Source organism: Aeropyrum camini SY1 = JCM 12091 (assembly GCF_000591035.1).
GTDB classification, from domain to species: Archaea; Thermoproteota; Thermoprotei_A; order Sulfolobales; family Acidilobaceae; genus Aeropyrum; species Aeropyrum camini.
Window position 1 is genome coordinate 926,108 of record NC_022521.1, and the last position, 26,453, is coordinate 952,560.

24 protein-coding genes and 2 tRNA genes are annotated in these 26,453 nt (G+C 58.5%); 8 read left to right on the top strand and 18 right to left on the bottom strand.

Annotated features, from left to right (window positions below; translation table 11 throughout):
* Window positions 1-28: 28 nt before the first annotated feature.
* Window positions 29-1,786 (bottom strand): alpha/beta hydrolase family protein, encoded by a 1,758-nt coding sequence (locus tag ACAM_RS04905; protein ID WP_022541713.1) that lies wholly within the window; start codon window positions 1,784-1,786, stop codon window positions 29-31.
* Between the two features lie 243 nt (window positions 1,787-2,029).
* Between ACAM_RS04905 and ACAM_RS04910 the strand changes: the two genes are divergently transcribed.
* Both ACAM_RS04910 and ACAM_RS04915 read left to right on the top strand, forming a co-directional pair.
* A complete protein-coding gene (locus ACAM_RS04910) occupies window positions 2,030-2,932 on the top strand; it encodes an ABC transporter ATP-binding protein (RefSeq protein WP_148706432.1) in 903 nt (300 codons plus the stop codon).
* Complete coding sequence (locus ACAM_RS04915) at window positions 2,929-4,056, top strand: ABC transporter permease (RefSeq protein ID WP_022541715.1); 1,128 nt, start codon at window positions 2,929-2,931, stop codon at window positions 4,054-4,056. The genes ACAM_RS04910 and ACAM_RS04915 overlap by 4 nt, the downstream gene beginning before the upstream one ends.
* Window positions 4,057-4,077: 21 nt before the next feature.
* Here ACAM_RS04915 and ACAM_RS04920 read toward each other — a convergent pair whose 3' ends face one another.
* Window positions 4,078-5,874 carry a chloride channel protein gene (locus tag ACAM_RS04920; RefSeq protein WP_022541716.1) on the bottom strand — a complete coding sequence of 599 codons (1,797 nt, stop codon included), beginning with the start codon at window positions 5,872-5,874 and terminating at the stop codon, window positions 4,078-4,080.
* 389 nt (window positions 5,875-6,263) lie between these two features.
* Between ACAM_RS04920 and ACAM_RS04925 the strand changes: the two genes are divergently transcribed.
* A complete protein-coding gene (locus ACAM_RS04925; protein ID WP_232502278.1) occupies window positions 6,264-7,211 on the top strand; it encodes a zinc-binding dehydrogenase in 948 nt (315 codons plus the stop codon).
* 513 nt (window positions 7,212-7,724) lie between these two features.
* On the opposite strand, the gene ACAM_RS04930 is transcribed toward ACAM_RS04925, so the two are convergent.
* A tRNA-Gly gene (locus ACAM_RS04930) sits at window positions 7,725-7,803 on the bottom strand.
* 190 nt (window positions 7,804-7,993) lie between these two features.
* On the opposite strand from ACAM_RS04930, the gene ACAM_RS04935 reads away from it, so the two are divergent.
* The 3 genes from ACAM_RS04935 to ACAM_RS04945 all read left to right on the top strand — a co-directional run bounded on the left by ACAM_RS04935 (window position 7,994) and on the right by ACAM_RS04945 (window position 9,751).
* The gene (locus ACAM_RS04935; protein WP_022541718.1) at window positions 7,994-8,920 is read left to right on the top strand and encodes an MBL fold metallo-hydrolase; all 927 of its coding nucleotides are present in this window, start codon (window positions 7,994-7,996) and stop codon (window positions 8,918-8,920) included.
* Between the two features lie 106 nt (window positions 8,921-9,026).
* Window positions 9,027-9,206 (top strand): CDGSH iron-sulfur domain-containing protein, encoded by a 180-nt coding sequence (locus ACAM_RS04940; RefSeq protein ID WP_022541719.1) that lies wholly within the window; start codon window positions 9,027-9,029, stop codon window positions 9,204-9,206.
* Window positions 9,207-9,325: 119 nt separating this feature from the next.
* The gene (locus ACAM_RS04945) at window positions 9,326-9,751 is read left to right on the top strand and encodes a putative metallopeptidase (protein WP_022541720.1); all 426 of its coding nucleotides are present in this window, start codon (window positions 9,326-9,328) and stop codon (window positions 9,749-9,751) included.
* Here ACAM_RS04945 and ACAM_RS04950 read toward each other — a convergent pair.
* The 8 genes from ACAM_RS04950 to ACAM_RS04985 all read right to left on the bottom strand — a co-directional run bounded on the left by ACAM_RS04950 (window position 9,705) and on the right by ACAM_RS04985 (window position 18,067).
* Complete coding sequence (locus tag ACAM_RS04950) at window positions 9,705-10,427, bottom strand: hypothetical protein (RefSeq protein WP_022541721.1); 723 nt, start codon at window positions 10,425-10,427, stop codon at window positions 9,705-9,707. The two genes, ACAM_RS04945 and ACAM_RS04950, sit on opposite strands and share 47 nt — an antisense overlap.
* Window positions 10,417-11,061: an RNA ligase partner protein gene (locus ACAM_RS04955; protein ID WP_022541722.1), complete on the bottom strand. Its 645-nt coding sequence runs from the start codon at window positions 11,059-11,061 to the stop codon at window positions 10,417-10,419. The genes ACAM_RS04950 and ACAM_RS04955 overlap by 11 nt, the downstream gene beginning before the upstream one ends.
* A gap of 38 nt (window positions 11,062-11,099) precedes the next feature.
* The gene (locus ACAM_RS04960; RefSeq protein WP_022541723.1) at window positions 11,100-12,254 is read right to left on the bottom strand and encodes an RNA ligase; all 1,155 of its coding nucleotides are present in this window, start codon (window positions 12,252-12,254) and stop codon (window positions 11,100-11,102) included.
* Window positions 12,255-12,324: 70 nt separating this feature from the next.
* Window positions 12,325-12,654, bottom strand: coding sequence for a hypothetical protein (locus ACAM_RS04965; RefSeq protein WP_232502334.1), 330 nt, complete (start codon window positions 12,652-12,654; stop codon window positions 12,325-12,327).
* A gap of 130 nt (window positions 12,655-12,784) precedes the next feature.
* Entirely contained in the window at window positions 12,785-13,249 is a 465-nt protein-coding gene (locus ACAM_RS04970; RefSeq protein WP_148706435.1) for an immunoglobulin-like domain-containing protein, read from the bottom strand.
* 192 nt (window positions 13,250-13,441) lie between these two features.
* Complete coding sequence (locus ACAM_RS04975; RefSeq protein WP_148706436.1) at window positions 13,442-15,442, bottom strand: heavy metal translocating P-type ATPase; 2,001 nt, start codon at window positions 15,440-15,442, stop codon at window positions 13,442-13,444.
* Between the two features lie 245 nt (window positions 15,443-15,687).
* Window positions 15,688-16,638, bottom strand: a complete 951-nt coding sequence (locus tag ACAM_RS04980) for a 4-hydroxybenzoate octaprenyltransferase (RefSeq protein WP_082398348.1) — start codon at window positions 16,636-16,638, stop codon at window positions 15,688-15,690.
* On the bottom strand, window positions 16,604-18,067 hold the full coding sequence (locus ACAM_RS04985; protein ID WP_022541728.1) for a UbiD family decarboxylase: 1,464 nt from the start codon (window positions 18,065-18,067) through the stop codon (window positions 16,604-16,606). The genes ACAM_RS04980 and ACAM_RS04985 overlap by 35 nt, the downstream gene beginning before the upstream one ends.
* A gap of 180 nt (window positions 18,068-18,247) precedes the next feature.
* On the opposite strand from ACAM_RS04985, the gene ACAM_RS04990 reads away from it, so the two are divergent.
* Window positions 18,248-18,466: a hypothetical protein gene (locus ACAM_RS04990; protein WP_062662593.1), complete on the top strand. Its 219-nt coding sequence runs from the start codon at window positions 18,248-18,250 to the stop codon at window positions 18,464-18,466.
* A 2-nt stretch (window positions 18,467-18,468) separates the two neighbouring features.
* Here the strand turns inward: ACAM_RS04990 and ACAM_RS04995 are convergent, their stop codons facing one another.
* Window positions 18,469-20,091, bottom strand: a complete 1,623-nt coding sequence (locus ACAM_RS04995) for a hypothetical protein (RefSeq protein ID WP_148706437.1) — start codon at window positions 20,089-20,091, stop codon at window positions 18,469-18,471.
* 374 nt (window positions 20,092-20,465) lie between these two features.
* On the opposite strand from ACAM_RS04995, the gene ACAM_RS05000 reads away from it, so the two are divergent.
* Window positions 20,466-21,104: a methyltransferase family protein gene (locus ACAM_RS05000; protein ID WP_022541731.1), complete on the top strand. Its 639-nt coding sequence runs from the start codon at window positions 20,466-20,468 to the stop codon at window positions 21,102-21,104.
* Window positions 21,105-21,159: 55 nt separating this feature from the next.
* Here the strand turns inward: ACAM_RS05000 and ACAM_RS05005 are convergent.
* From ACAM_RS05005 to ACAM_RS05030, 6 genes are all read right to left on the bottom strand, one after another.
* A tRNA-Thr gene (locus ACAM_RS05005) sits at window positions 21,160-21,235 on the bottom strand.
* Window positions 21,236-21,276: 41 nt separating this feature from the next.
* Window positions 21,277-21,558, bottom strand: coding sequence for a hypothetical protein (locus ACAM_RS05010; RefSeq protein ID WP_022541732.1), 282 nt, complete (start codon window positions 21,556-21,558; stop codon window positions 21,277-21,279).
* Window positions 21,559-21,592: 34 nt separating this feature from the next.
* Entirely contained in the window at window positions 21,593-22,726 is a 1,134-nt protein-coding gene (locus ACAM_RS05015; protein ID WP_022541733.1) for an ABC transporter ATP-binding protein, read from the bottom strand.
* Between the two features lie 2 nt (window positions 22,727-22,728).
* On the bottom strand, window positions 22,729-23,703 hold the full coding sequence (locus tag ACAM_RS05020; protein WP_022541734.1) for an ABC transporter ATP-binding protein: 975 nt from the start codon (window positions 23,701-23,703) through the stop codon (window positions 22,729-22,731).
* A 7-nt stretch (window positions 23,704-23,710) separates the two neighbouring features.
* Window positions 23,711-25,276 (bottom strand): ABC transporter permease, encoded by a 1,566-nt coding sequence (locus ACAM_RS05025; RefSeq protein ID WP_022541735.1) that lies wholly within the window; start codon window positions 25,274-25,276, stop codon window positions 23,711-23,713.
* A gap of 33 nt (window positions 25,277-25,309) precedes the next feature.
* Window positions 25,310-26,401: an ABC transporter permease gene (locus ACAM_RS05030; protein ID WP_022541736.1), complete on the bottom strand. Its 1,092-nt coding sequence runs from the start codon at window positions 26,399-26,401 to the stop codon at window positions 25,310-25,312.
* Window positions 26,402-26,453 lie beyond the last annotated feature (52 nt).

The window sequence follows — 26,453 nt, forward strand, 5'->3', positions numbered from 1 at the left end:
GTATTCAGCGGGTAAATGGGGGACCCCGTTAGGGCTCTCCGCCCGGGCTTTTCGCCTTCTCCCTTTGCGTGTATAGGAAGAAGACCGCCGGTAAAAGTATCTTTACCGCGTCCTCCATGGTGTTTATAGCGTGGCCCGCGTCAGGTATTATGTGTGCCTCGAAGGTTTTACCCCGGGCCTGTAGCTCGCTTATGAGCCTGATGAGAGGTTTAAGGGGTGTTCTGCTGTCGTTCTGCGGGTGTATGAGTGCTAGTGGCTCTCTTATCCTGTCGACGTGGTTTATCGGGCTCCTGCTCCTCATGATCTCCCTACTGCCACCGGTTAACTGTTCTATGAAGTTTCTGAATGCAGCGTCGCTCAGCTCATACATCTCCTCCCAGTCAACCACGCTAGCCCCAGCCACGCCTGCTTTGAAGAGGCCTGGCTTCATAGTGAGGGCGCACAGGGTCATGTAGCCGCCGTAGCTGTATCCCATTATGTAGAGCTCCCTGGCTAGCCCACTTTCCCTGGCCCACCTTGCGGCAGCTGCAACATCCTCAAGCTCTCCACCACAGGGGTCCCCTATTATCCTGAGCCTCCACTCATCCCCGTAACCAGTGCTCCCCCTGTAGTTAGGCATCACAACGTGGAAGCCGGTTGCCGCGAGGCTGGTCGCGAAGGTGTCCCACGAGTCGCTGTCCTCGGCGAAGGGGCCGCCGTGGACGAGGACCACTGTGGGGCCGGGCTTCGGGGCTCTGCCGCTTTCGAGCACGAGGGTGGGGACCCTGGAACCGTCGAAGCTCACGACCCAGACGAACCTCGAGGCGGCTAGTGAGGACCTCAGGTCCCCGGGTAGCCTTCCCTCCAGTATAGCCTCCCCCGAGGGTATGGTGACTATTCTGGGTGGCGTGGAGAGGCTAGTGTGGCTCGTTACAAGCCTGCCCCTCCAGAGGACAACCTTCCCGTGGTTACCCGGGGGAGCCTCAACCCTCCTGCCGTCTATGAAAACGGCGCTGCGCCCCTCCCTCCTCGCGACAACCGCGAGACTGCCGTCTGGGAGGTAGCCGAGCCAGGTGATGGCCATTGGCTTGTACTGGGCTATGTCGGTTGAAGGGAGCTCCAGCTCCACGATGGAAGCCTCCCCGGGGTCTACTCTGACTATCCTGGCCTCTCTTGCGGTCTCCAGCCCGGCCACTATCTCCATGCCCGGTGATATGGCTGCGGCCGTGAAGCTCCCCTCCTTGCTCTCGACCTTTCTTAGCCCGCCCGTGGAGAGGCTCGAAGTGAAGAGCGATACCCTGCCGCCCCCGAAGAAGCCTAGCCCTACTATTAAGTCTCCTCTAACGTCGGAGACGAAGCCGAAGCCCGGTAGACTGGCAAGCTCCCTCAGCACATCGCCCTCAAGAGCATACAGGGCAACCTTCTCCTCCGTGGCCCCGGTGAAAACAATAGCCTCCCCCGTGTCGACGCCGCTCAGAATCCTCATGGGCTCGACGGCCCCGAGCCTCTCCTCCGACCCGGGCTTCGACGGGTCAACCTTGAAGAGAGCGTGCTTCTCCGCCCCCCGGGAGACGTCTCTAACAAGTATAACCCTGCCTACACCATACCCCGGGTCTAGAACACCGTTTATAGGCTCCCTGTTAAGCCTCTCCGCCTCGGCGCCGTCGAAGACGTAAGCGTTGACAGAGCCCTCCCTGAAGCCGATGACGAGCAGCTTATCACCGTCGACAACACCCTGGACGCCGTACTTCTCAACCGCTATGAGACGCTCAATATCGCTAACCATTCTGGAGAACTCTGCGGTCAACACAGGATTCGCCTCCTGGAAGCATAATGTTTCCCGGTGTTAATTAGTCTAAACAGAATATTGGGCTCCAGGGGTATGAGCTATTGCTGGTGCGATGTTTTAGGCTGGCTTATACAATATCGTGCTGCATCATCTCTGGAAACCCTCCGGGCTCAGCGCTGGTTAAACGCTAATCAGGACTATGATAAGCTTAATTACAGTGCTCCTCCTACGTGGTGACTATTGCATGGGGGAGTGCCGGGTTTGGGCTGTGCTGTGGAGGTCCGGGGTTTGTGGAAGAGGTTCGGAGGCCGTGCCGCGGTCGCTGGCGTCTCTTTCAGCGTCGGCGAGGGCGAGCGGGCCTGTGTGATGGGGCCTAACGGGAGCGGCAAGACAACGCTTCTCAGGATGGTTGCGGGGGTCCTTAGGCCCTCAGAGGGTAGCGTGTTTGTGTGCGGGTATGATGTGTGGGGTGATGGGTGGAGGGAGGCTAGGGGCTTGATAGGCTATGCCTCCCAGGACCCCCCGATGGCTAGGAGGATGACGGGGATGGAGTATATCACCATCGTAGGCGGCCTCCTGGGTCTTAGCCCCGGCGCTGCCAGGAGGGAGGCCAGGAGGGTTCTCGAGATGCTGGGTTTCGAGGATGTCCTTGGCCGTGTGGTGGCGAGGCTCAGCGGGGGGCAGAGGAGGGCGCTGAGCATTGCCCTCGCGCTTGCTGCCAACCCAGAGGTCGTTGTCCTCGACGAGCCCGGGAGTGGTCTTGATGTGAGGGCTAGAGAGTCCCTCTGGTCAGCGTTGAGGAGGGTGTTTAGGGGTAGGACTGTGGTGTTCAGCAGCCACGACCCCCTGGAGGCCGAGTCGGAGTCTGACAGGGTCCTCATAATGCACCGGGGGAGGCTGGCCGCGTGGGGGAGGCCTAGGGAGCTCATAGAGAGGTACGCGCCGAGGCCTAGGGTTAGGGTCTGGGCCGATAGGGTGCCGGGTGTGCTAGAGCCAGTCCACCAGGGGCCCGGGTTTGCAGACTACCTTATAGACGCTCCTGGTGATGTGGCCCGGATAGCCTCGGCCTATAGCGAATCAGGTATACTTGTTGAGAGGATCGAGGTCCTCAAGCCCAGCCTCAGGGAGGTGTTCTTCGCCGTCACGGGGGAGGAGATGGATTGAGCCGCGGTAGACGGTCGGGGTTTGCCCTGGGCCTGGCTTCGGGGGCCCTCATGACGCTCTATAGCCTGCGGAGGACCCCCTCCGTCCTCCTCTGGTACATAGGCTTCCCCCTCCTGCTCCTGGTTATCGCCAAATACATATTCCTGGGGGGAGGAGGTGGCCCCGCCATAGGGGTTTACCCCAGGGACTCTAGAGTCTACGATATACTCGAGAGCATGGGCCTAAGCCCCGAAGCTGCCGAGTCTCCGGAGGAGCTGGTTGAAAGGCTGAGGAGCGGCTTCATAGCGGTGGCAATCCTGGAGGAGGAGGGTGGTGTGAGGGTTCTCTACAGTAGCGACGAGTACGCACCGCTGGCTAGGGGGCTAGCCCAGGCTGTGGCAGCCTCGATACTGGGGGGAGAGGTCGGCCTGGAGGGCGAGGACCTCAGGACCCTGGAGAACCTGCTATTGAGGGCTGCTGGTGTTGAGGTGGAGAGGATAAGCGGCGATTCCGGACCGGAGAGGGCTCTTGCCGAGTACAGCGTCAACCTCGTTGGTGTGGAGTCCCTCTACATCGCGCTCTACGGCGGCATGGTGATGCTGATAGCTATGAGGAGGGAGAGGATGCTCGACCTCGTCGCATCCAGCCCTGGAGGGTCGAGGAGCCTCCTCGGCTTCATGACGGGCATGAACCTGACGTCCTCCATCGTAACCACCCTGGCCATCCTCGCTGGCTCCATCCTCCTGGGCGCGGACTACAGTGGTGTGAACCCACTGGGGGTGGTGGCGGGGGCGGTGCTCATCCTCGCAGGGCTGGAGACTATATTCCTAGCCTCAATACCCATCAGCCTCCTGGTAAAGACTGAGGAGACCGCGGCGGCGCTGGCGGGTATAGCCGGGTTCCTCCTAATATTCTCCACCGGCCTGGCTATCCCCAGGGAAATGCTGCCAGGGCTTCTGGCCGACGTGTCACTATACTTCCCCCTGACCCTAGCTGTCGAGCTGGGTAAACAGGCTATATTCGGCTCTGCCACTCCGGCGGAAGCCCTGGCTGGGGCCTGGCCCCTCTACATAACACTAGCCCTGGCGGGCATCGTGGGTGTATTGTCATACAGGAGGGTTATGGCCCTAGCGGTGGAGGAGTAGGAGGCGGGGAGCGAGGAGCCTCTACCCTACAGCCTGGGCTGGGCGGCGCCTTATAGGTGTGGAGGCCGGGCCGGCCTCCTGGATGATGTAGGCTAGCGCCGCTATAACCTCCTCCGCCAGCACAACACCCCGGTACCTGCCATCTTTGCCAACAACTATGGCGGCCTCGGACTCGTATGTCAGCATTCTCTCTAGGATAACGTCCACACCCTCATCCTCCCTCACTATCGGCACCTCCATGTACGCCAGCATGGAGGCAGGTGTTGTGGACAGGTCTACCCCCTCCTCTATAGCCTCCTCCACCGCCTCCGGTGTTATCACGCCGACCGGTCTCCCATCGCTGTCAACAACCGGCACTATTGGGAGGCCCCTCTCCATCAGCTTGAGCACCTCCCCCGCGGGGGTTTCGGGCCCCACGGGCTTCACACCCCCGTCGGCGAGCTGCCCAGCGGTTAGCTGCACCTTTATACCCTTCTCCCTTAGTAGAGCCAGCAGGGCCTCGGCATCGATAACCTCCCTAGGCGGCCTGTGGAGGAGCTGGCTGGAGTATATGGATGTGTTCCCCGAGATCTCCCTGGCCACTATAGAGGCCAGGAGGCTTGGGGGTATTAGGAGGTAGTTGTTCCCCATCTCCGCCACCATGATACTCGTCGCCAGGGGTACCTTGGCTGCGGCAGCGAAGAAGGCTGACATGCCCAGGTAGGCGTACGCCATCGCCGGGAGAGGTGTATCCGCCGTCCCCTCTAGTAGGGCGTAGAATGAGAGGCCCAGGAGGGCTCCTCCCAGCAGGCCGGGCGCGAAAACACCCCCGCTGCCACCCGAGCCTATGGAGAGGCTGGTGGCCGCTATCTTTAGCAGGCCAGCGGCCGCCAGGGCAAGGGCCGCCCCAAGCCCGGCGGCCCCCACCGGCAGCCAGGAGACGGGCTCCCCCGAGAGTACGGCGGCCAGCACCCCTCTCCCGCTCCCCGCGGCGAAGGGGGCTGCGTATATTAGGAGTGAGAGGCCCGCCGCCCCCACCACCGGCCTGAGGCTCCGGGGCAGGCCTAGGTCCTCGAGCCTCCTGAAGGCCCGCTCAGACTCCCTGAAAACCCTGGCATAGAGGTAGCCGAAGGGTGCGAGGAAGATGCCGAGGAGTATGTAGCTAGCTATAGACTCGGGGGTGTAGAGGTTTGAACCGTCTATCTCCAGCCTGGGGAGGGGGGGCTCGTAGCCTGCTATAGTTGCTAGGGTGTAGGCTGTGATGGAGGATATGAAGGCTGGGACGAGCGCCTGCACCTCTAGATCCCTCTTGTAGAGGACCTCGGCGGCGAAGAAGGTGCTTCCCAGTGGCGCGTGGAATAGGGCTGAGAGGGCTCCCGACATGCCGGCTACAAGGGCTATCCTCCTATCCTCGATCCTGAGCCTAAGCATCCTCGCTATGGTCGAGCCTATGGAGGCTCCTATCTGGACGCTCGGCCCCTCAACCCCCCCGCTACCCCCGGTGCCCACGAGTATGGATGAGGCCACCGCCTTTACAATGCCGGTTTTAAACGGTATCTGGGCGGCCCTGCGGTGGAACGCCTTCACAGCTGCGTCGGTCCCGTGCCCCTCAGCCTCGGGAGACAGCCTATACACTATAACGGAGCTCACCAGGGCACCCCCGAGTATGACCAGGGGGGCGAGGATGGGAGGGCTGCCTATTTCTGAGAGCACAAGACCGAGGTCTCCTGTAGACGCGGCTCCCCCCAAGGCCGCCGTTGCAATCCCAGCCACAGCATTGAGGAGCTGGTAGAACGCTAGAGCAGCCAATCCCGAGGCCGCCCCTATAGCGACCCCCATGACTATCCACTTCTCCGCATACGCAGCCCTGGCAGCATCTGGGAGATGGTGTAGCTCAGCCAGCCTACAACGCGAGCCGCCTTCTCAATGGTTGAGCCATCCATCTCGGTCCTGCACCCTTCAAAGAGGCCTCGACAACGCCCTCCGCATCCACTACACATATCCACATAATCTGCGATTATAATAGAAGCCCGGGACAAGCAGGCAGAGGGACCACGGTACAGCATGGCACCTTGGGGGTGGACTAGATAGCCAGCATCGGCCTCGAGGTTCAGGGAGCATGCAGCCGAGATATCGGCACACTCGGTGTCTAAAGCCTCTGTAAAAGATCTATTAATGACTGTCGCGACTCCAATATTGGTTGTCCGGTCTGGTGGCACGGGTGGTTTATGTTGGGAGACAAGTTTAGGGCTGCCGTGCTGTACGGCTGGAGAGAGCCTTTCAGGCTTGAGGAGTTCGAGGTCGACCCTCCTGAGGGCTGGGTGCCTGTGGAGGTTAGGAGCGTGGGCATGTGCGGCCGGGATCTTGTGGTGTGGAAGGGAGGGTTCCCCAACCTCAAACCGCCCCTTGTCCTGGGCCACGAGGTCTTCGGCCTCTATGAGGGTCAGCCCGTCTCCGTCTACCCCGCCATACCGGACCCGGGCTGCCTGGGGGGCGATTGTCCCCCGGCTATACTGGGGGAGAACCTGCCGGGGGGTTATGCGGAGAGGGTTTACGCCCCCCGGGAGAACCTCATACCCCTCCCCGACGGGGATTTCAACAAGTACGCCGCCGCAACATGCGGGGTGGCGACTATGATGCACGCCGCAAGCGTCGCCCGCGTCAGGCCGGGTGAGAGGGTTCTGGTGACGGGTGCGAGCGGCGGGGTGGCGGTCCACGGGATACAGTACCTACAGCTCCTTGGGGCTGAGGTTGTGGCCTACACTAGGAGCAGGGAGAAGGGCAGGGTGCTCGAGGAGGAGATCGGGGTCGAGACGGTGACAAGCCTAGACTTCTACAGGGAGAGGGGCAGGGTGGACGTCGTCATGGAGACAGTCGGGGCGCCCACGATAAACGAGAGCATGAGAGCCCTCCGCCCCCGGGGACGCCTGGTCCTCATAGGCAACATATCAGGAGAGCCAGTAACCATCAAACGCCCAGCACTACTAGTAATGAGAGAGATAACACTCACAGGATCAGCAGCATTCACCCGGAAAGAATGGGAAGCCGCCATAAAAACCATAGGCAAAGGAGGAGTCAAACCATTCTACAAAGCCTACAGCCTAGACCAGATAAACACCGCCCTAAAAGAAGCACTAGAAGGAGGAAGAATAGGAAGAATCGTAATAAACCCCTAGGAAAACGGGGCAACACAGGGAAAAACTACCCATTGACATAGAAAGAAAAAGTCAAAAGCCGAACCAGCCCGACTAATAGACACGTTATTTACATCAAAGAACTCCTAGTCTTGCTTGTTTTCAACTTTGGTAAAGCCTGGGTGCATTGCAGCCAAGGCTCCCTCTTAGTCTTGCTTGTTTTCAACAATGTTGTTTTGTGGGGTTCCTTGTTGTTGTTTGTAGGTTAGGTGTTTTTAAGGTTTTCGGTGGTAGTACGAATTCCTGGTTTCCCCCGTGTTGAGGGGCCTTGGTTTTTCGTAGAAAAGCTTATAAGCTTGGATGCTTTTATAGGTTAGCCTTTGTTTTCCTGTTTTAGCGGGATAAGGGATGGGGGTTTAGGTGTATATGGGTTGCTTAGCTTTCTTAAATTTCCCAATGCTATTCTTGTCCGTTGTCTAGGAGGTGTTGATATAATCAGGGCTTTGGGTGGATGATTCTTGGTATGATGCGTTGGTGATGGTGAGGAGGTGTTTGTGGTGCGGCCGCCGGGATTTGAACCCGGGACCACCGGCTTGGGAGGCCGGCGTCCTAGTCCAGGCTAGACGACGGCCGCGCCATATTATCTTCTTGTTTCGGCCGGGGGGTTAAAGCGTTAGGGTTTTGCTCCTCTTAGGTTAGCTGTTATAGCCTCCTGCGGGTGATAGTTGTATGTGGCCTGTGACTCCCCCGCGTGCGGGGGTTTGAGTGAGCGGGCCTGGGACGTGTTCACCGCCTCCACCCACCTCTCTGGGGGTTGGTCTGGGTTGGCTCGCGCTAGGCTGGTGCCTGGGCCTTTGAGCGGTAGGTTCCCCTATAGTAATTGTCTGCTTGTTGAGGATGGTGGTTTCAAGGTTCTGGTTGATACTGGCTGCGAGCCGTGGGCCTATGGTTTGGAGGGTGTTGACGCCCTGGTGTTCACCCATTTCCACCCCGACCATATCAGGGGGTTCCACAGGGTCCGGGCTGGGAGGGTTCTTGCGCCTGTGGGTGAGGAGCCTTACGCCGGGAGTCTTGAGAGGCTTGCGCTGAGGTTTGCCGGGGAGATGTGGAGGGAGTGGATTGATATGGCGAGGCTCGCCATGGACCTCCAGGGCGTCCCGGAGCCGTCGGAGTATTTCAGGCCGGGGGAAGACCTCTGCCTCCGGGGCGTGTGCCTCAAGACGTACCCGGCGAGGGGACACCTCCTGACGCACACCCTCCTGGAGGCCCCCGGGGGGGTGGTGCATCTTGTCGACATAGATTTAACGGGGTTCGGGCCCTGGTACGGCAACCCCGAGGCGAGCCCCGAGCTGTTCCTCCTCGACATTAGGGCGGCGGCGGGGCTTGAGGCGGGGGAGTACGTGTCGGCCCATAAGGACAGGGTGTACACCCGGGGGGAGGCGTTGGAGGCTCTCGCCAGGTTTGCCAGTAGGATAGTGGAGCAGGCCGAGGGGGTTCACAGGGCTCTAGCACAGCTAGGCAGGCCTGGGGGGCCTGAGGACCTCGCTGGCCGGGGGGTAATATATCGGAGGTATCTGGAGGGTCTCGAGGCTGTTATGGGCTACTTCGAGAGGATGATGATCGAGAAGCTCCTCGGCCTCCTGGGCGTTTGGGGCTGCGTCAGCAAAACCCCCCGGGGGTTCGCGGCCGTGGACTGCGGCTTCGGCGAGATTAGGGATAGGGTGGTGGGCCAGATACTCTCCCAGCTCTAAACACGCCCACGCCCCACAGGAGGTTACCCCGGGGGTAGTGGCTGGCCCCACGTATAGGGAGACGTTATATAGAACGGCCCCTAAAGAGTGGAGTGGTGCAGGGGCAATGGCGAAGGTCAGGATAATTGCGAAGAAGAACGGCCCCTACCTGCTCGAGGTCGACGGTAGAGTGCAGACGGCCCTATGCCGCTGCGGCCACTCCAACAACAAGCCCTACTGCGACGGCACCCACGCGAAGGTGGGGTTCCAGGCCGAGGAGAAGGTGGCTTTCGAGGCCGAATTCTAGCCGCCAAGCCTCCACGATAGCCGAGAGACACGCCCCATAGAACCCCCGCCCCCACATCGGGTATCCCACCCCCTTTTTACTCTAGACGCGGCTCCACCATCCTGGTGGTGGCTGGGGGTTTGGGGAGGGTTAGGTACGAGAGGGCGCCCGAGGTCTGTAGGGCTGTTGAGGTCCTCGTCACCGCACTGGGGCTTGACTATGTGGACGTCTCCCGCGTCTACTGTGTAAGGAGTAGGGGGAGCAGGAGTAGGGCTTATGCAAGGATCTACGGCACCCCAGGAGCCTGGGCGGCGGCCCTCGGCTATAACCCAGGGTATGTTATTGAGGTTGTCTCCGAGAGGTTCGATCCCCTCCCCCTGGAGGAGAAGGTTAAGGTCGTTATACACGAGATACTGCACATTCCCCGCACTTTCAGCGGCGGGCTCAGGGCCCACGGGCCCCTGGTCAACGGGAGGAGGGTGGCGGTCCTCTACAGGAGGGTTAGGAGCAGCCCCGGGGTTATGGACATCCTCCGCGAAGCCTTGGATGGACGCCCTCGAGAATAGCGCCCAATATAGCCGCGGAGAGGGCTAGGGCTAGGATGGCCAGGCTGCCGAGGCCTAGGGGAAGCCCGCTATCCCTTCCTTCCCTAGCCGTCACACCCGGGTCTACAGGGGGCTCCCCGCCCTGGGCCCCTCCTTCCGAGGGTTCGGGGGCTGGCTGGAAGGCTATTATGAGCAGGGCTGCCCCCGGGGCGAGGGTTATGGTTATCGTCATAAGCTCCCCCGGGTCTGGGTGGGCCAGGGCTAGCACGCCGTCTAGGTCCACCAGGACCTCGGCCATCCCGCCCCCGCAGGAGACTCTTGTATACCCCATGGCTATCTCGCCTATACTAACCCTGCCGAGGTAGGCGTGCACCATTGGCTCGAGGTCCTCGCAGCCCCTGGGCAGGGTTGCCTTAGCTCTAAGAGCGCCATCATCTACTCCACCGCTTAGCCTGAGGCCCTCGCTACCCGTCACGACTATAATAGTATCCCCCTTAAGCTGCGTTCTAAAGGCTTCAGCGTAGGCCAGGTCCCCGGGGGAGTAGGCTAGCCCCTGGCCCTCCGGCAGCTGGAGGGTTGAAACCCCCTGGGGGAGGCTGAGGTGGGGGGCTTTAGCCTCTCCCGCGGCGGAGGAGTATGGTAGGTTGGACGCCAGTAGCAGGGCTAGGAGGAGGGTGAGGAGGGTCCTACTCCTCAACCGACTTGACCTCCTCCTCAAGGGCGAGTATATACTCCAGCAGCTCGACGGGCGTTAGGACAGTGAGCCCCAGGTCCTCGGCCGCCTTGCGAAGCCCCTCATCGCTAGTAACCACGGCCGCGCCAAGCTCGAGGGCGAGGAGAAGGGTGTCCACATCCTCCACGCTATCCAGCATACCCTTCCTAGTGTGCTCCCTGTACTTCTCCCTCAGCGACCTCACTATAACGCCCTCCTCATCCCTACTCCTAAGAGCCCTCCTCACATGGTCCTCCGCCACCCTAAGCCCCTTATCCAGCCTAGCCCTAACAGTCTCAACATACCTCCTGAACATGGCCGCCGGCAGGCGGAGCTCGTGTGTGGTGGGGGGTTTAACCCTCACCCACGCCAGGAGCCGGGCTAGGGTTGCGGGCTGGACCCCGTTCCCTAGCATGAACCTCTCTATCTCCGCCCTGACGCTGGGGGTTATGTAGACTGTCAGCCCCATCCTGGACGCCCTGGCTAGCACCCTAGCCATTATCCTGGCGGCCTCCTCCAAGCTCCTGGCGCCGAGGACCTCGCGTAGCTTGGCGTCGGTGAACATTGTAGTGTCGGCCACCACAACGTTGCCCACGCTAGGCGGAGGCCTCTCACCCAACACCAGCCACCCCCGACGGCACCGCAAACAAAGGCCCTCTAGTCTAGGGGGCTAATGCCGGTCTCCAGTATTTTCGCTATCTCCCCCTCACTCTTCCTCGGCTTCCTGAAGGAAACCCTCACACCATCAACCCCTCGCGAGACTCCGGCTATCTCGAGATGCACGCCTAGGCTGGCGAAGTAGGCTATAACCTCCTCAGTCTCATCCTCGCCCCCGAGGACAAGCTCGAACTCCTCCACAAGCCTCTCACCCCTGCTCACAGCCTCCACAGCCTCTATAGCAGGGGCGAGTATAGCCTCCCCCAGCTCGCCGTAGCTCCTCCGGCCCGTCTCCCACTCCCTGAAGATCTCCCTGAGAATCCGGGGAAATAGGAAGGACCTCCCCTCCTCGAACGGGTACCTCATCCCAAGCCTGATGTCCCCTATGTTTGTGCTGCTCGTGGTGTACTTCAGGGGCTCCACCCTACCCTCAGGATCCTTCACTATAACCCCCTCCCTACCCCTCCTCTCCAGGTCCTCGACTATCCTGTAGAGCCTCTCCACACCCAGGCCGTCCACGGGGAGTTCTGCGAGCAGGTTAACCGTCCTGAGGCCGTGCTCGGGGGCTAGGGCGAACTTCGCCCTAGGAGGCAGCGGTGTCCCCTCCTTGAATATGTCGAATATGAAGTAGCCGAAGCCGGGGGCCTCCTCGTAGTAGTATCTGGTGTAGGGGTTCTCAAGCCCCACAACCTCCCCGGCTATGTAGGAGCCAGGGCCAAGGCTGTCTAGAAGGCTCTGGAGAGCCTCCCCATGGAGCCTCCTGAGCCTTCTGGTGGTGTAGGGGCATACCAAGCCTCCTCGTGTAGCAGCGTATATCCTGCCGCCGAGGGAGAAGACCCTGACGTTGTAGCCGTTCATCTTCTCCTCGACAAGCACCGTCGGCCCGGGGAACCACCTGGGAACAGCGATCCTGGGCAGCAGCATCCTCCTTATCGAGGGGTATCCCCAGACGACGAGATGCTCACCACGCCTGAACGCCACGAGGGTGCCTTCAGGAACCCCGCGGAACTGCCGCCTAAACCCCACGTAGACGAGGTCCTCGAACCTGGATACCCTCACGCTCCTCCTCGTCGAGAGGCTCTCGAGGTCTACGGTAGACGGGTCTACGCCCACGGCTGTCAATGCCCTGCCGAGGACCTCAGACGCTCCGGCCAAAGCAGGAGCACCCATGATAAGTCTTGTAATAGGCCAGACAAAACTGTGTATCCAAGACTGAGAGTCTAGGCTAGAATACTAGGGGTGTATATCCTTTGCCTAGGAGCTCCGCTATCTTAGCCCCCACGTACTCTACCCTCACCTTATCCTTCAACGCCTCCTCAAAGCCGCCGATCTCCGCCACCCTCTTGCACGCTAGGGGGGTTCCCTTAACCTCGGAGTAGGCCGCTATAGCCTCCAGGAGCCTCTGGTTGCCTCTAGCTATCTCAGCCTCGATAGGCCCGAAAAATATTAGCTCCACATCCTCGGCCCAGCCTCTCTTCAAAGCGTTGGTAGCCCAGAGCATTCCCGTCAAAGCCTTGTCAACGTCGCTGCTCGATATTATGACAAGGGCTTTCACCAAAGCCTGACACCATTAGAATAATGGTCGGCATAAGTTATTTATAACGATGGGTAGTGGGCTGTAGTCCCCTCAGGCCTTGCTCAACAAGCCAGCCCAGCTCCTGCTTCGGCTAAAAGACCGGGGCAGGCTAGCCTCCAACCCTGAATTCAGCTTCGACCAGTATGTGCTCCTCGCTATTAACGTCTTCAAGGATTTTCACGATCTTATATTCACCCGGATTGAAGTCAAAAGATTCTGGTTTAAAAACTGCTACAACCTTGGTTTCTCCAGGCTTTATAGTGTCTTTGGAGATGGGAAAAACAGGATTAAACTTGGGGTCCGCCACCCATGTCCCGCCGTCCCAAGTGTACAGGGTCCACCCGATATAGTACTCTAGAGTGCGGTAGCCGTTATTCACAAGCTTGACTGTTACAGTGTCGCCGCTACCGTAGACTTGCTTATCCGGCTCCAGATAAACAGCCTCACCCACCATATCCTCCGCCGGGAGATTTATGTTTGTTAAGGCGAGGTAGGTCGAGGGCACAGCTACTAGAATGCCCAGGAGTAAACCTGCAAGTATATATTTTAACATAACACCTGCACAACCAGGCACTAAACCCATTAAACCAGAGAGAAGCCAAACTGTTATACGGGAATATGTATCTAGGCTATTTTAGCCTCTAATCAGCTGGAAAGCTATCCACTGCGAGTACCCCTACCGGGAGTATGCCTCCTGGGAGAGCTTGCTTGGCTCTCCAGCTTTTACGTCTTCTTCTAATCAGGCGTGATCAAGTGCATTCTATGTCTATCGTAGTAGTGTTGCGTTGACCGCGACTATCACGGTGCTCATGCTCATTAGGAAGGCGCCTGCCGCGGGAGGTAGTAGTATGCCGATGGGGTATAGGATGCCTGCCGCCAGTGGGAGCGCTATCGCGTTGTATCCTGTAGCCCAGGCCAAGTTCTGGACGACCTTCCTGTATGTTTTCCTGGAGAGTTCAATAGCCACGGGCACGTCGCGCGGGTCATTCTTAACTAGGACTATGTCTGCCGACTCTATGGCAATGTCCGTTCCGGCTCCTATCGCTATGCCCACGTCGGCTTCGATGAGGGCCGGCGCGTCGTTGACCCCGTCGCCTACCATCGCTACTATATGCCCCTTCGACCTTACCTGCCTAACAACCTCCACCTTCTCATGAGGAAGGACTTCTGCGTAGAACTCGTCGATCCCGAGCTCTTTGGCAACCCACTCGGCGACGCGCCTGTTATCGCCGGTGAGCATTATAGGCTTTATGCCCATCTTCTTCAAGGTAGCTATAGCCTCTCTGCTCTCCTCCCTTATCACGTCAGAGAGGGCTATAGCTGCGGCTGGCCTCCGGTTCACTAGGAGGAAGACAACGGTCTTCCCCTGCCGTACGAGAGTATCTACCCTGCCGTCGGAGACCTCCAAGCCAGCTTCCTTTAAGTACCCGGGGCTCACTACCATTGCCTCAATGCCGTTTACCCTACCCACAACCCCCTTGCCAGGCATCGCTCTGAAATCCTCAACAGGCCGGAGCTTTACTCCTCTGGACTTCGCATACCTCACTATGCTCTGGGCTATGGGGTGTTCGCTCCGACCCTCGAGACTGGCGGCTATGGCCAGAGCCTCCTCCGGGTCCATGCTCCCGAGGGCCACCAAGTCCGTGACCTCGAAAACGCCCTTCGTCAGTGTGCCTGTCTTGTCGAAAACAACTGCCGTAACCTCCCTAGCTTTCTCAAAGCCTATCCTATCCCTAATCAGTATACCCTTGGCTGCCGCCAGAGCTGTAGAGCGGGCTATGACGAGGGGGACCGCCAGGCCTAGGGCGTGGGGGCAGGCTATAACCATGACTGTAACAGCCCGTTCTAGGGCGAAGGTGGCTGGCTGCCCTAGGTAGAGCCATGTGAAGGCGGTAAAGCCCCCACCGGTGAGAGCTATAACGGTTAGCCACTTTGCCACCCTGTTGGATATGTCCTGGGCCCTCGACTTGCTCTCCTGTATACTCTTGATAAGCTCTATAACCTGTGCTATGTAAGTCTCCCTACCGGTCTTTTCAGCCCTCACTATAATAGAGCCCTCTAGGTTGACAGCCCCCGCTATGACCTTATCCCCGGGCCGTTTCGTGACGGGTTTAGATTCGCCTGTGACCAGAGCCTCGTCAACGCTGGTGACACCCTCCACCACTACACCGTCAACGGGCATCTTCTCTCCAGGCTTGACCAAAACCTTGTCACCAGGCTTCACCATAGATACGTCAACATTGACTATCTCACCCTCCTCTGTGACCAGGTGGGCGGTGGCGGGGAGGGACTTGGCCAGAAGCTCGAGGGCACGTGAAGCCCTCGAGATCGTCTTCATCTCAATCCAGTGTCCGAGGAGCATCACGTCTATAAGGGTTGCCAGTTCCCAGAAGAACGTCGCCCCTTCTATGAAGAAGACCACTGCACTGCTGTATATATATGCTGTTGTGATGGCAATGCCGATAAGAGTCATCATACCCGGTGTCCATCTCCTAAGCTCCCTAACGAGCCCGCTGAGGAAGGGCGAGCCTCCGTAGACGTAGACGGCTGTTGACAAGCCCCATAGGAGGGGTAGCGAGCCTGGCATTGCCAGCTCTGAGCCCAGCACCCACCTCTGGATCGATGGCGAGAGGATGAGGATTGGGACCGTTAGTATTGAGGAGACTATAAACCTCCTCTTATACTCGCCCGCGTGATCCGCATGGTCTTGTCGACTCTTCGCCCGGGAGTGATGATCGTGCCCATGGTTACCGTGGTCTCCATGCATTTTCATCACAGCCTAAACTAGCCAACTGTAAGGGAGGGTGCACAAGCATAATTTAAGCCATAAAGTTCTGCGGCTGACATGGTGATAAATATTCGATACAAACAAAGGCTAATTAAACTACAGACAGTTCAGAGGTAGCAAGCCCCAATGCTACCAGGCCTAAGCCTGTCCCACGCCACTTGCAGAGAGGCTTTATCACAGTACCAGGATCAGTCAACAGCTTATGTTGTCAGGAGATGGTTCACTCACCCATCCGAGAAGAATCGGAGTTTATGTTGGAGTGTATCTATTATAATGCCAATGCCTATGAGGATTGGCACGGCAAGGTTCAGGTTGAAGCTCTCCTTAACCCTTCCCAGCCAGGCCATAGTCTGCACAAGTATTATCACTGAGGCTGTGAGGGCCGTAGAGGCTGTGGCTATAGCTCCGAGGTCGTAGGCTTCTACCCCCATAGCGAAGAGGGCTATGGATGCTGCGTGCATGGCTAGGGATGCTGCGAGGGCTCCTTTCTCGCCTATCGCTGCTGGTATGCTCTTCAGCCCGTGGTTCCTGTCGAAGTCTATGTCCATAATGCTGTATATGGTGTCGAACCCCGCGACCCAGAGTGACACGGCCGCGACGTACAGCCATGGAACGCTTCTGAGGACCTCGGCCAGGCTTGAGGCCTCGTCTCCCGAGGCCGCCACGGCACCCCCAAAGACCACGCTCCCAAGGACTACGCCGAGGTGGAGGTGAGGTAGGGGGTGAATGCGTTTAGCGTGGGGGTAGGTAAGGGCTATAGCCAGGACTAGTGGGGAGAGTAGTAGGGCATACTTGTTCAGGAGGGCTGCGGAGGCGAAGTAGATGGCCGAGCCCAAGGCAACTATAGCCCACGCCTCCCTCATAGTCACCGCACCAACTACAAGCGGCCTCCTCATGGTCCTTGGGTTCAGCCTGTCTATGTCCAGGTCGGCTATATTATTGTAGGCCATCCCCGCGAGCCTCAGGCCGACGACCGCGGCAGCCATGAGGATGGCGTCGGCCAGGGTGAATGGGTATCCGGATAGTAGGGCTCCCACGTAGGCGAAGGGGAGGCTGAATATAGTGTGCTCTATCCTCACGAGCCTCATGTAGGCGTGGAGCCTCCCTCCCTTCCTGAGAGCTCCCGCGTCCCACGAGAGGCTAGTCGAGCCCGTACTCTCCCCACCTGGCCTCAACAAGCCTCACCGTCTCCGGATCTGGGGCCACCTCCTCGGGCCACTCCCTCCCCCCATACTCCTCGGGGAGCTTCCTGGTGGCGTCTATACCCAGCTTGCTGCCGTACATGGGGGTGGGGGTGGCTGGGTCTAGCTCGTCTGTGTGGCTGTGGGGGACGACGAGGACGTCCCTCTGGGGGTCTACGTGGCTTGACACGGCCCATATAACCTGGTTTACATCGTGCACGTCTATGTCGTGGTCGACGACAACTATAATCTTCGTCAGGCTAAGCTGGCCGAGGCCCATGAGCGCTAGCAGAGCCTTCTTCCCGTGGCCGGGATACCTCTTCTTTATCGAAACGAAGGCCATCCCCTGGAACACCCCGTGGGGGGGCAGGTCGATGTCCACAACCTCCGGGAGTAGAGTCTGTATCGCGGGGAGGAATATCCTCTCCGCGAACTTCCCTATAACCACGTCCTCGAGAGGCGGCTTGCCAGTGACGCTGCCATAGTATATAGGCTCGTCCCTGTGCCACACCCTCTCCAGGTGGAACGTGGGGAAGAGCCTGGAGGGCTTGTCGTAGTAGCCGAAGTGGTCGCCGTAGGGCCCCTCCTCCCTGAGGTCCTCAAGGTCTATATAACCCTCGAGCACTATCTCCGCGTTAGCAGGCACGTGGATCCCGTTGGGGAGCCTATACACCGGCAGCCCCTCCCCCCGGACGACGCCAGCGAAGAGGTGCTTATCTATAGGGTAGGGAACGGGCATAGCGCCGGTGAGTAGCGTGCCTGGGTCGGAGCCTATAACCAGCGCCGCTGGTATCCTATTCTCACCCTTCTCCACAGAATCCTGCTGCGCCTGCATACCCCTCTTGTGTATCTGCCAGTGAACCACTCCCTCCCTCTCACCGGCTATCATAACCCTGTAGACACCCATGTTCATGACCCCCCTGACAGGGTCTCTAACGTGGACGAGGGCATAGGTGAGGTAGCGCCCCCCATCCTTAGGCCACACCTTGAAGGCGGGTATAGAGTGGAAGCTCGCCTCGCGGCCCTCGAGAACGTTGGCCGTGAACCCCGCCCTACCCACAGCCCTGGGCATGTACCTACCCAGGCTGAGGACCTCGCCGAGGCTCCTAAGCTTCCCGCCGATACCCAGGGGTGGGGGACCCTTTAGCGGTTCGAAAAGCCTCTCACCTATGTCCTCTAGCCTCTCAACACCGAGGGCCTCCCTGACGGCTTCGAGGCTGCAGAATATATTGCCAGCAACCCTGAACCCTCTATGTCCCTTCACCCTTTCGAATAGCACCGCATAGCCTGAGCCCTTGTACATGATCCTCCTAAGAATCTCAGGGATCTCCAGCACCGGGGTGACCTCGGCCCTGACCCTCCTCAGCATACCCTTGGACTCGAGGAACTCGAGGTAGGATCTAAGGTCGGCTGTGGGCTTCAAAACAGGGGCACCCCATCAACCGGGAGTTGGAGGCCGAGGGTATAAACGGGGGGTATAGGCCTGGGGGCTGGCTGTAGTTCCGCCCATGCATGGTATATCCACGCACCTCCTCCCCTAGGGTAACACCATCCATCACAGCTCTAACAGGCCGAGGGCCTTAGGATGTGTAGGGTGCAGGCTATGGCAGGGCCGGCTGACGGCGAGGTGGTGATAACATACAGCCCTCACGCCAGGAGGAGGGCTGAAGCCCTGGCGTGGTTCTTCCAGAGGCTAGGCCTGAAGGTAGTCATGAGGGAGGCGGGTGATGAGGGGGTTAGCGTTAGGTACGCTGGTGTGTGGTGGGGGGACCCGGACGAGGCGATCCGCCACATAGTCTCAAGGCTGTACAGCTCCGGCTAGCATCATATTACCAGCCTGAAGCTGCCGGGCTGCCTGTATATCTCGGTGGCCCTCCGGAGGTCCTCGGGCGAGGCTAGGGGTCTCGCCACGAATATCCTGGCGGAGGATGGTATGTAGTTGAAGGGCGGGTTCATCCTCCTCCTCGCGCAAGCCCCCACGAGCTCCGATATGGCCTCCAGGTCCTCGGGGCTCTCCAGCTTTGACTTAGGATCGCAGGGCGGTCCCGGTTCGAGGGCTTCGAGGAGGGCCAGGGGTTCGAGGCCGACGTCAGCCGCCGCGGCCTCGAGGCTGATGGGTAGTATGTACACGTAAACAGGCTTCGCCAGGGCCTGGGCCCTCGCAACCTCGTTATACACCCCCTGGCTCTCCACGCTCCACGCCCTCAGCCTATAACCCTCGCCCCCCGCCTCCTCCGTGCTGTAGAGGGTGGGCATCAATACTATGAGGTATTTCGACTGCTCAACATACTTGTAGTCCCTAATCTCTATATGGCTGTCCACAACCTCCTCAACCCTCCTCGCTAGGGGGGTGTAGCCAGCCCAGAGGCTCCCGCCCCGGCATACATCGTTGAGCAGCTCAACCTCCTCAGAGCCAGCCAGCTTTCCTATGGCTGGGACGAGGTTGAGAGAGCCTCTGAGATGCTTGTACCTACCGGCCTCGGCCTTCGGGGAGTCCGGGGGCGTTGGCCACCTGTTGCTGTGGTTCACGTGTATGAACGAGTAGACCGGCCTGCCCTCTAGGCTCGCCTCCCCGCCGCAGATGGCCTTGTAGACCTCCCTGTCTAGGTCGAGTATCTTCTCGTCAATAGTTGTTGGGTCGAAGAGTATGGTGTCCGGCCTGCTCTCCATGTAGGCCCTCTTAAACCCCTCCATAGCCTTAACAAGCGGTAGACTCCCAAGAGGCCTATCGACCCCCCTCTCCTTAAGCCTGAGGTAAAGGCTCCTCACCCTGGTTATCGGGTGGGAAACGTAGACCATCTCATACACTCCCAACCCCAGGAGGCTCCTCAGGAGCCTGACCGTGGTTTCCCTGGGGTGTTTTACAGCGTATATCATGCTCTCCACGTTGGGGAAGAAGTCCCTCAGCATCTCGGCCACACTCATGTCGATACCCCGCCAGTAGAGGAGGGTGAGGGGGTTGAAGCTGTACGGCGAGTACTGGGGCGCACACCCGCCCTTATGCAGCCTCTCAGCAATAGCGTCTAGAAGGTCGTACCAGTCCTCAGAAACGTGGACAACAATAACCTCCCTGGCGAGGCCTACAACATCCCCTAGAACCGGATTGGGCGTAGGCACATCACGGCTAAGGTAGGAGAGGTGCATACTCACAACGGCAACCCTACATCCAGCCCTCTCCACCCTCTCCCTAAGACTATCCAGGGCGCGCCTGAACGCCCCCCTAGCACTAGGCCTGGAGACCTGGAGAAGCTTGACCAGCTGGCTGATATCACCACAGGGGCCCAAGGCAAGGTCCTCCACGAGCTCCTCAAACTTGAACACACACCTGCCACAACCCAAAGCCCTATAGACATCCTGCTCCCCCTCGGCCGCGCTGAGGAGCGAAGATATCTCGGTGCCCGTCACTCCCGATAATATAACAAGCCTTTCTAGAGGGCGCTCCTCCAAACCTCCACAACCCAACACAAAATACAACCTGGCCCAACCGCCTAAATTAAAATCGGGGTAAGCGCCCTAGCACGCGCGCCCAGGACAGGATTAAAACTAATAGTGCCTCATAAAACCAATCAAACCCACTGCGGCTAAAGCCCCATAACCCCCCGTCATTGAGGATGGAAGCCCCGCTACCACCTAAACTCCCACGCCAAAAGATTTTCAATTGGCCCGGCTGAACAGATTCCGGTAGTTAGTAAAAGCTTGTAAATAAGCCTAGGGGTGGGGTGTGGGAAATCCGCGGGAAGCTGCCTATGGTTACACAAGCTATAAACCAGAGGTAAACTCTTACCCCCCTATTTAGAGTTAGGGTATGCGGGCGGCGTGTTGTGAAGAGTTTTTCAATCAAGCTAGCTAGGCTCTTCTTCAAGGCCTGTAATAGGAGGGAGGCTCTTGCAGGGGAGGCTCTGGCTATAGCGTTTAACGTTCTCGTAGCACTCTATATTGGAAAATTGTTCTGGCGGCTTCTAGGGGTTGAGCTCCACCCAGGATACGGGCTTAAGCTCCTTGGGGGTGCTGTAACGCTGCTGGGGCTAATTCTAGTGGCCTGGGTTTTGACAGTTTTCCGCCCACTCCACATGCTGGGCTCGACTCTAGATACGTCTAGATGGTTTATAGGAAACTATATCCTGGGTCTTAGGATCCGGACACGGCCAAGGTCAATGCTGGTTACCCACGGGCCTTACAGGTGTACACGAAACCCCCTATACCTGGGGGTGTTAACCATGATGTTTGGCCTGGGTCTGATATATGGCTACCCCTTAATATCGACTCTACTGCTCTACGCCTGGTTCACACTTGTAATAAGGATTGAGGAGAAGTACATGGAGGATGCGTATGGTGAGGAGTTTAGGAGGTATGCTCTTGAAACGCCAAGTCTAATACCCGGTATCAAGCACCTGAGAAGATGCCTAGCTCTTATAGTTGGAGAGAAGGGAGCCCGCTCCATGCAAGGACAGAAAGTTTAAATATTCGAAGCAGAATACCACGTCCCAGGTGCCTACCGCCTAAGATTTAGGTTTGTGGAGCCGCCGCCGGGATTCGAACCCGGGGCCTCCGCCTTACCAGGGCGGCGCTCTGCCAGCTGAGCTACGGCGGCTCCCGGTGTATTGAGGTTGCCGCCCCTACGGTTTTAATTGGTTAGCCTGGGTTTTTCAGTCTTATCTCTACTTTGTAGCCGCCTCTCTCCACGTCCCAGCCGAGGACCTCGGCCTCCGTCTCTAGCCCCGCCTCTTTGAAGGCGTTTTCCAGCTCTTCTTTCAGGCTGAAGTCCAGGCTACAAGCGCAGTTCTGCTTTACAAGGGCTTTTATAATGCCGTCCCTTATCGAGTCTATAACCAGCTCCATATCACCCATCAGCCAGTTGTTGAACGTCTCCACCGCAGTCTTGACCGCCCTCATAACCTCCGCGAGGCTAGACAACCCTGAACCATCCCCCGTTCTTCTACGGTTCCCCCTAGCTCCATGGTATGTATCTCCAGCACGCCACTCTTCTGCTTTCCTCCCCCTCAGTAGGCCTCTTGAGAGGCGGCTCCTTAACGGGGCACATCTCCCTCAGCCTGTCTATGTCTTGCTCGTACTCGACGCAGCGAGGGTGGAAGCGGCAGCCGGGGGGTATGGCGGCGGCGCTGGGCACCTCGCCCTTTATCGGAACCTCCCTTAGCTTCTTCCTGTTGGAGGGGTCTGGCTCGGGTATTGCGGCTACTAGGGCTTTTGTGTAGGGGTGGATAGGCCTCTCGATTATTCTCCTGGCGTCACCCGTCTCCACTATCTTGCCGAGGTACATCACCGCTATCCTATCGCAGATGTACCTCGCCACGGCTAGGTCGTGGGTTATGAATAGGAGGCTGGTGCCCAGCTTCTCCCTGAAGCCCAGGAGGAGCTCCAGTATCTCGGCCCTTATGGAGACGTCGAGCATTGAGACGGGCTCGTCAGCAACCACCAGGCTCGGGTTTAGTATGAAGGCCCTGGCTATGGCCACCCTCTGCCTCTGGCCCCCGCTGAGCTGGTGGGGGTAGCGGTCCATGAAGTCGCTCGCCGGCGTCAGCTTGACGGCCTCCAGCATCCTGGCAACCATCTCCTCCCTCTCCCTGGCGTCTCCTATGCCGTGTATCAGCAGCGGGTCCTCGAGTATCCTCTTTACTGTGAACCTGGGGTTTAGGCTGCCATAGGGGTCCTGGTAGACGATCTGCAGCTCCCTCCTCAGGGGTTTGAACTTCCTCTTGGGCACGGCTAGGAGGTCTATGAAGCCGTCGCCCAGGCTCCTGACACCCCTCCTCTCAAGCTCGTCGAGAATCTCCTTCTTCGGCTTGAAGAAAACCCTTCCACCAGTAGCCTTTACGAGCCTGAGTATGGCCTTGCCCGTGGTCGTCTTGCCGCAGCCGCTCTCTCCCACGAGGCAGAAGACCTCTCCCCTGGCTATGCTGAACGTCACGCCGTCAACGGCCTTCACGAACCTCTGGGGCTTCATCGTTATGAGTTCCGTGATGCTCCTCCTCAGGGGGAACCAGACCCTGAGGTCCTCGACCCTCAGGACCTCGCCACCCAGAGCCCCGGGGCTCTGGGCCGCCTCCGTCTGAACCTTAGACATGCCTACTCACCCCCTCCCTCGCTAAGCCAGCACGCGCTCAGGTGGCGCTCGCCCACCTTGAAGAGCGGGGGCTCCTCTCTGGAGCACCTGTCGAAAGCCTTCGGGCAGCGGGGGTGGAACCTGCAGCCCGGCGGGGGGTTGCGGAGGTCCGGGGGGGAGCCGGGTATGTAGGCGAGCCTGTCTATGGGGCCCCTTAGCTTCGGTATGGCTCTGAGTAGGGCTTGTGTGTAGGGGTGCTGGGGTTTTGTGAAGACGGTGTCGCTGGGCCCGTACTCCGCTATCTTGCCCCCATACATCACCATAACCGTCTCCGCAAGCTCGGCTATGACCGAGAGGTCGTGGGTTATCAGTATTATCGATAGGTTCTTCTCCCAGGCCAGCTTCTTGAGGAGGTTTAGTATCTGGGCCTGGACCACCACGTCTAGGGCGGTGGTGGGCTCGTCGGCTATCACTATATCCGGCTCCAGCGCGAGGGCCATCGCAATGACAACCCTCTGCTTCTGGCCCCCGCTAAGCTCGTGGGGGTAGCGGTCGGCTATGCTCCTGTGGAGCCCCACGCTCTCAAGCAGCTCGTAAACCCTCTGCCTAGCCTCGCTCCTTCCAACCCCCTTGTGGACTTGGAGCACCTCCTCGATCTGCCTCCCAACAGTGTAGACCGGGGTTAGCACGTTCATAGCGCCCTGGAACACCATGCTAACCTTCTTCCACCTCACCTTCCTCCTCAGCTCGGTCTCGCTCATCGCCGTAACATCCATCCCGTCTATCATTATCCTTCCGCCGACGATCCTGCCCGGCGGGGGGACGAGGCCTAGGATGCTCCATGCTAGGGTGCTTTTACCGCTGCCGCTCTCCCCCGCTATACCCAGGATCTCGCCCCTCCTCAGTGTGAAGGAGACGCCGTCCACAGCCCTGACTATCCCCCTGAGGGTGTAGAAGTATGTCTTGAGGTCCTCTACAACCAGAAGCTCCTCAGCCACGGGGCACTCACCTCTTCAGCTTGGGGTTCAGGATCGCGTCCAGAGCGTTCCCTATGAACACGAATGTCATCCCCACAACAGCTATCGCCAGCCCGGGGGGGATGACCCACCACCAGTACCCGTTCAACGCTGCCCCAGCGTCCTGGGCTTCGAAGAGGATCTTACCCCACGTTACAAGGTCGGGGTCTCCCAGGTTTAGGAAGCTGAGGCTGGCCTCCGCTATAACCGCGCCTGGGACGCTGAGGGCCATGCTCGCGAACATGTAGGGGAGCACCTGCGGGGCTAGGTAGAGGAGCACAACTCTTATGGTGCTCGCCCCGCTGGCTATAGCGGCCTCCACGTAGGGCTCGCTCTTTATCTGGAACGCCATGCTCCTTGTTACGAACGCTATCCCAGGCCAGCTGAAGGCTACTATGAGGAATATGATAACCCATATGTTACCGCCTATTATCGCCGCGAATAGTATGAGGAGGGGGAGGGCTGGCAGGCTGTATATTATCTGGGCGAACCTGAGCATAACCTCGTCCGCCAACCCCCCGAGGTAGCCGGAGACTATGCCGTAGAGGCTGCCGAAGACCACCGTTATAGCGCTCGTCAGGAGCCCCACTATAAGGGCCCATCTGGTGCCGTAGATGAGGCCTTGGAACAGGTCTCTACCCTGGTCGTCAGTCCCCAGGAAGCCGAAGCAGAAGCCCTTAACCACAAGCTTCTCCGGCTCCACGCTTATCTCTGCGTCCTGCGCGACGAAAACTATGTTCAGCCTGTAGGTTCCGTTAAGCACGTCATAGCTCCCGGTCACCAGGGAGTTTATCGGGTCGGTCGAGAATATTGCTTTGTAAAGGTTTGTGACTATGTTGCCGAAGCCGATCTGGTTAACGTCGATACCCTGCTCCTGGAGGCTTGGTATTACGAACCTTTGGAGGAGGGACTGGCTTGTGGCCATGCTTTTGAGGCTGAAGCTCACTGAGGAGCCCTTCAGCTTCTTTAGAGGCATGCCTGGGAAGACGTTGTCGATCCTAACCCCAGGCTGTTGGAGCTGTGCTGGGAGGCCTCCTACTATGGGTAGCTGGGGGGCCTCGCTCTTCTCCACGAAAACAAACTCCGAGCCGTCTGGCCTCTCAAGGTATATCTTCTCAACGTACATAAACCCTTCTGTCACGTTGTAGGCCATGTAGAGGGTTGAGTACACGTCCACGGGAGGCTTGTTCCCGGGAACGTCGAACTCCATGTTGATTACCAGCCTCACATAGCCGTCGTCACCCCTCTCCACCGAGGCCCTCAGCTTCTCCGCGAGCAGCTGACTAGTCTCTGGATCGTCAGACCTCAGCACAAGAGTGGGAGTGGGGTTTCCGCCCCTAAGCTCTTCGAACCAGCATGGCGGGACAGTCTTCGGATAGTCCTCGAAATACTGTGTGTTCGTGAACCAGTTCTTTATCGCCTCCTGGTCACCGTAAATCTCGAAGGATGCTGCCATAAACAGAAGTATAACGAAGAGTATAAGCCCGACTATGCCTATAGGGTACCTTAGATACTCCCGGAAGAAGCCCTTAACACTCTCAGCCGTCAAGCTCAACCTAGTACACCCCAGTTATACTCTTCGTCTCCACTAAGCTCCTCCCGTCCTGACCCTCGGGTCTAGCAGGCTGTAGATGAAGTCCAATATAAGGATAGTCAGTATGAAGAACACCGTGAGGACCCAGGTGCTCGCCACTAGAACCCTCGCGTCGCTCTGCTGTATCGCTATCCAGTAGACAAGCCCCATACCTGGCCAGCCAAAGACCGCCTCGGTTATAATCGCGCCTCCAAAAGCCCCCACTATGCTGAGCGCGAGATAAGTCACGATTGGAGGGCTGCTCGTCCTCAGGACGTGGCCATATATAACCCTCCTCTCCGGCAGCCCCCGGGCCCTTGCCGCGGTCACAAAGTCCTCCTGAAGTATTCCCAAGACTATGTTCCGGATGAGGTAGGATGCGCCTCCGAAGCTCACCAAAACTATGGTCATAACCGGCATCGTCATGTACTTCAGCCATATCTTAGCCTGCTCCAGTAGCGTCTCGAGGAAAGGCATGTCAGGCGGGATCTTGCTGAGCTCGAAGTAGACGTACTGGGCCTGCGCGGGGAAGATGCGGAGGTAGAAGGAGAAGAGGAGTATCATTATAATGGCGACCCACCATGTGGGGAAGCTCCAGCTTATCATACCGAAGACCGAGAGCCCCCTGTCAAGTATGCTGCCAGGCTTCCTAGCCATCTGGAAGCCCAGTATTATCCCTATAGCGAAGGTTATGAGAGTGGCGGTCAGGAAGAGTATAGCTGTGTTCTTCATAGCGAGGAGAAGTATATCGCCTATAACGTTAGTGCCGCCGATGTAGGAGTACTGGGTGGTGCCGAAGTCGAATGTAATATTACTCTTTATAAGCTTAACAGTCCACGTGACAACATCCTGAGCAAAATTGCCGGTCAAGCCATACCTCTCCATAAGATTCTCGTACAGCTGCCTAGACTTCTCCTCAAGAAGCTCAGGATTATTCCTATACTGCACCTCAAGCTGCCTCAAAGCCAGCACATACTCCTCCGCCAGCCTCCCCCTAAGCTCGGTAACCGTGTAGACGGCGAAAATCCCCGATATAAGGAGTAGAGCGACTAGCAGCGTAATAGCGGCATTAAATATCTTGGCGCCGGCAAAGCGGAGAACTGACATCCAGTAGCCCCCCACTAGCTCCTATTATGAAACCTTATTAGTGATCCAACTG

Coding starts and splice junctions, on each gene's coding strand:
- ACAM_RS05030 (WP_022541736.1), bottom strand. CDS start 26,401: ATGTCAGTTCTCCGCTTTGCCGGCGCCAAGATATTTAATGCCGCTATT.
- ACAM_RS04990 (WP_062662593.1), top strand. CDS start 18,248: ATGGCAGGGCCGGCTGACGGCGAGGTGGTGATAACATACAGCCCTCAC.
- ACAM_RS04940 (WP_022541719.1), top strand. CDS start 9,027: ATGGCGAAGGTCAGGATAATTGCGAAGAAGAACGGCCCCTACCTGCTC.
- ACAM_RS04920 (WP_022541716.1), bottom strand. CDS start 5,874: ATGGGGGTCGCTATAGGGGCGGCCTCGGGATTGGCTGCTCTAGCGTTC.
- ACAM_RS04925 (WP_232502278.1), top strand. CDS start 6,264: ATGTTGGGAGACAAGTTTAGGGCTGCCGTGCTGTACGGCTGGAGAGAG.
- ACAM_RS05015 (WP_022541733.1), bottom strand. CDS start 22,726: ATGTCTAAGGTTCAGACGGAGGCGGCCCAGAGCCCCGGGGCTCTGGGT.
- ACAM_RS04975 (WP_148706436.1), bottom strand. CDS start 15,442: ATGCATGGAGACCACGGTAACCATGGGCACGATCATCACTCCCGGGCG.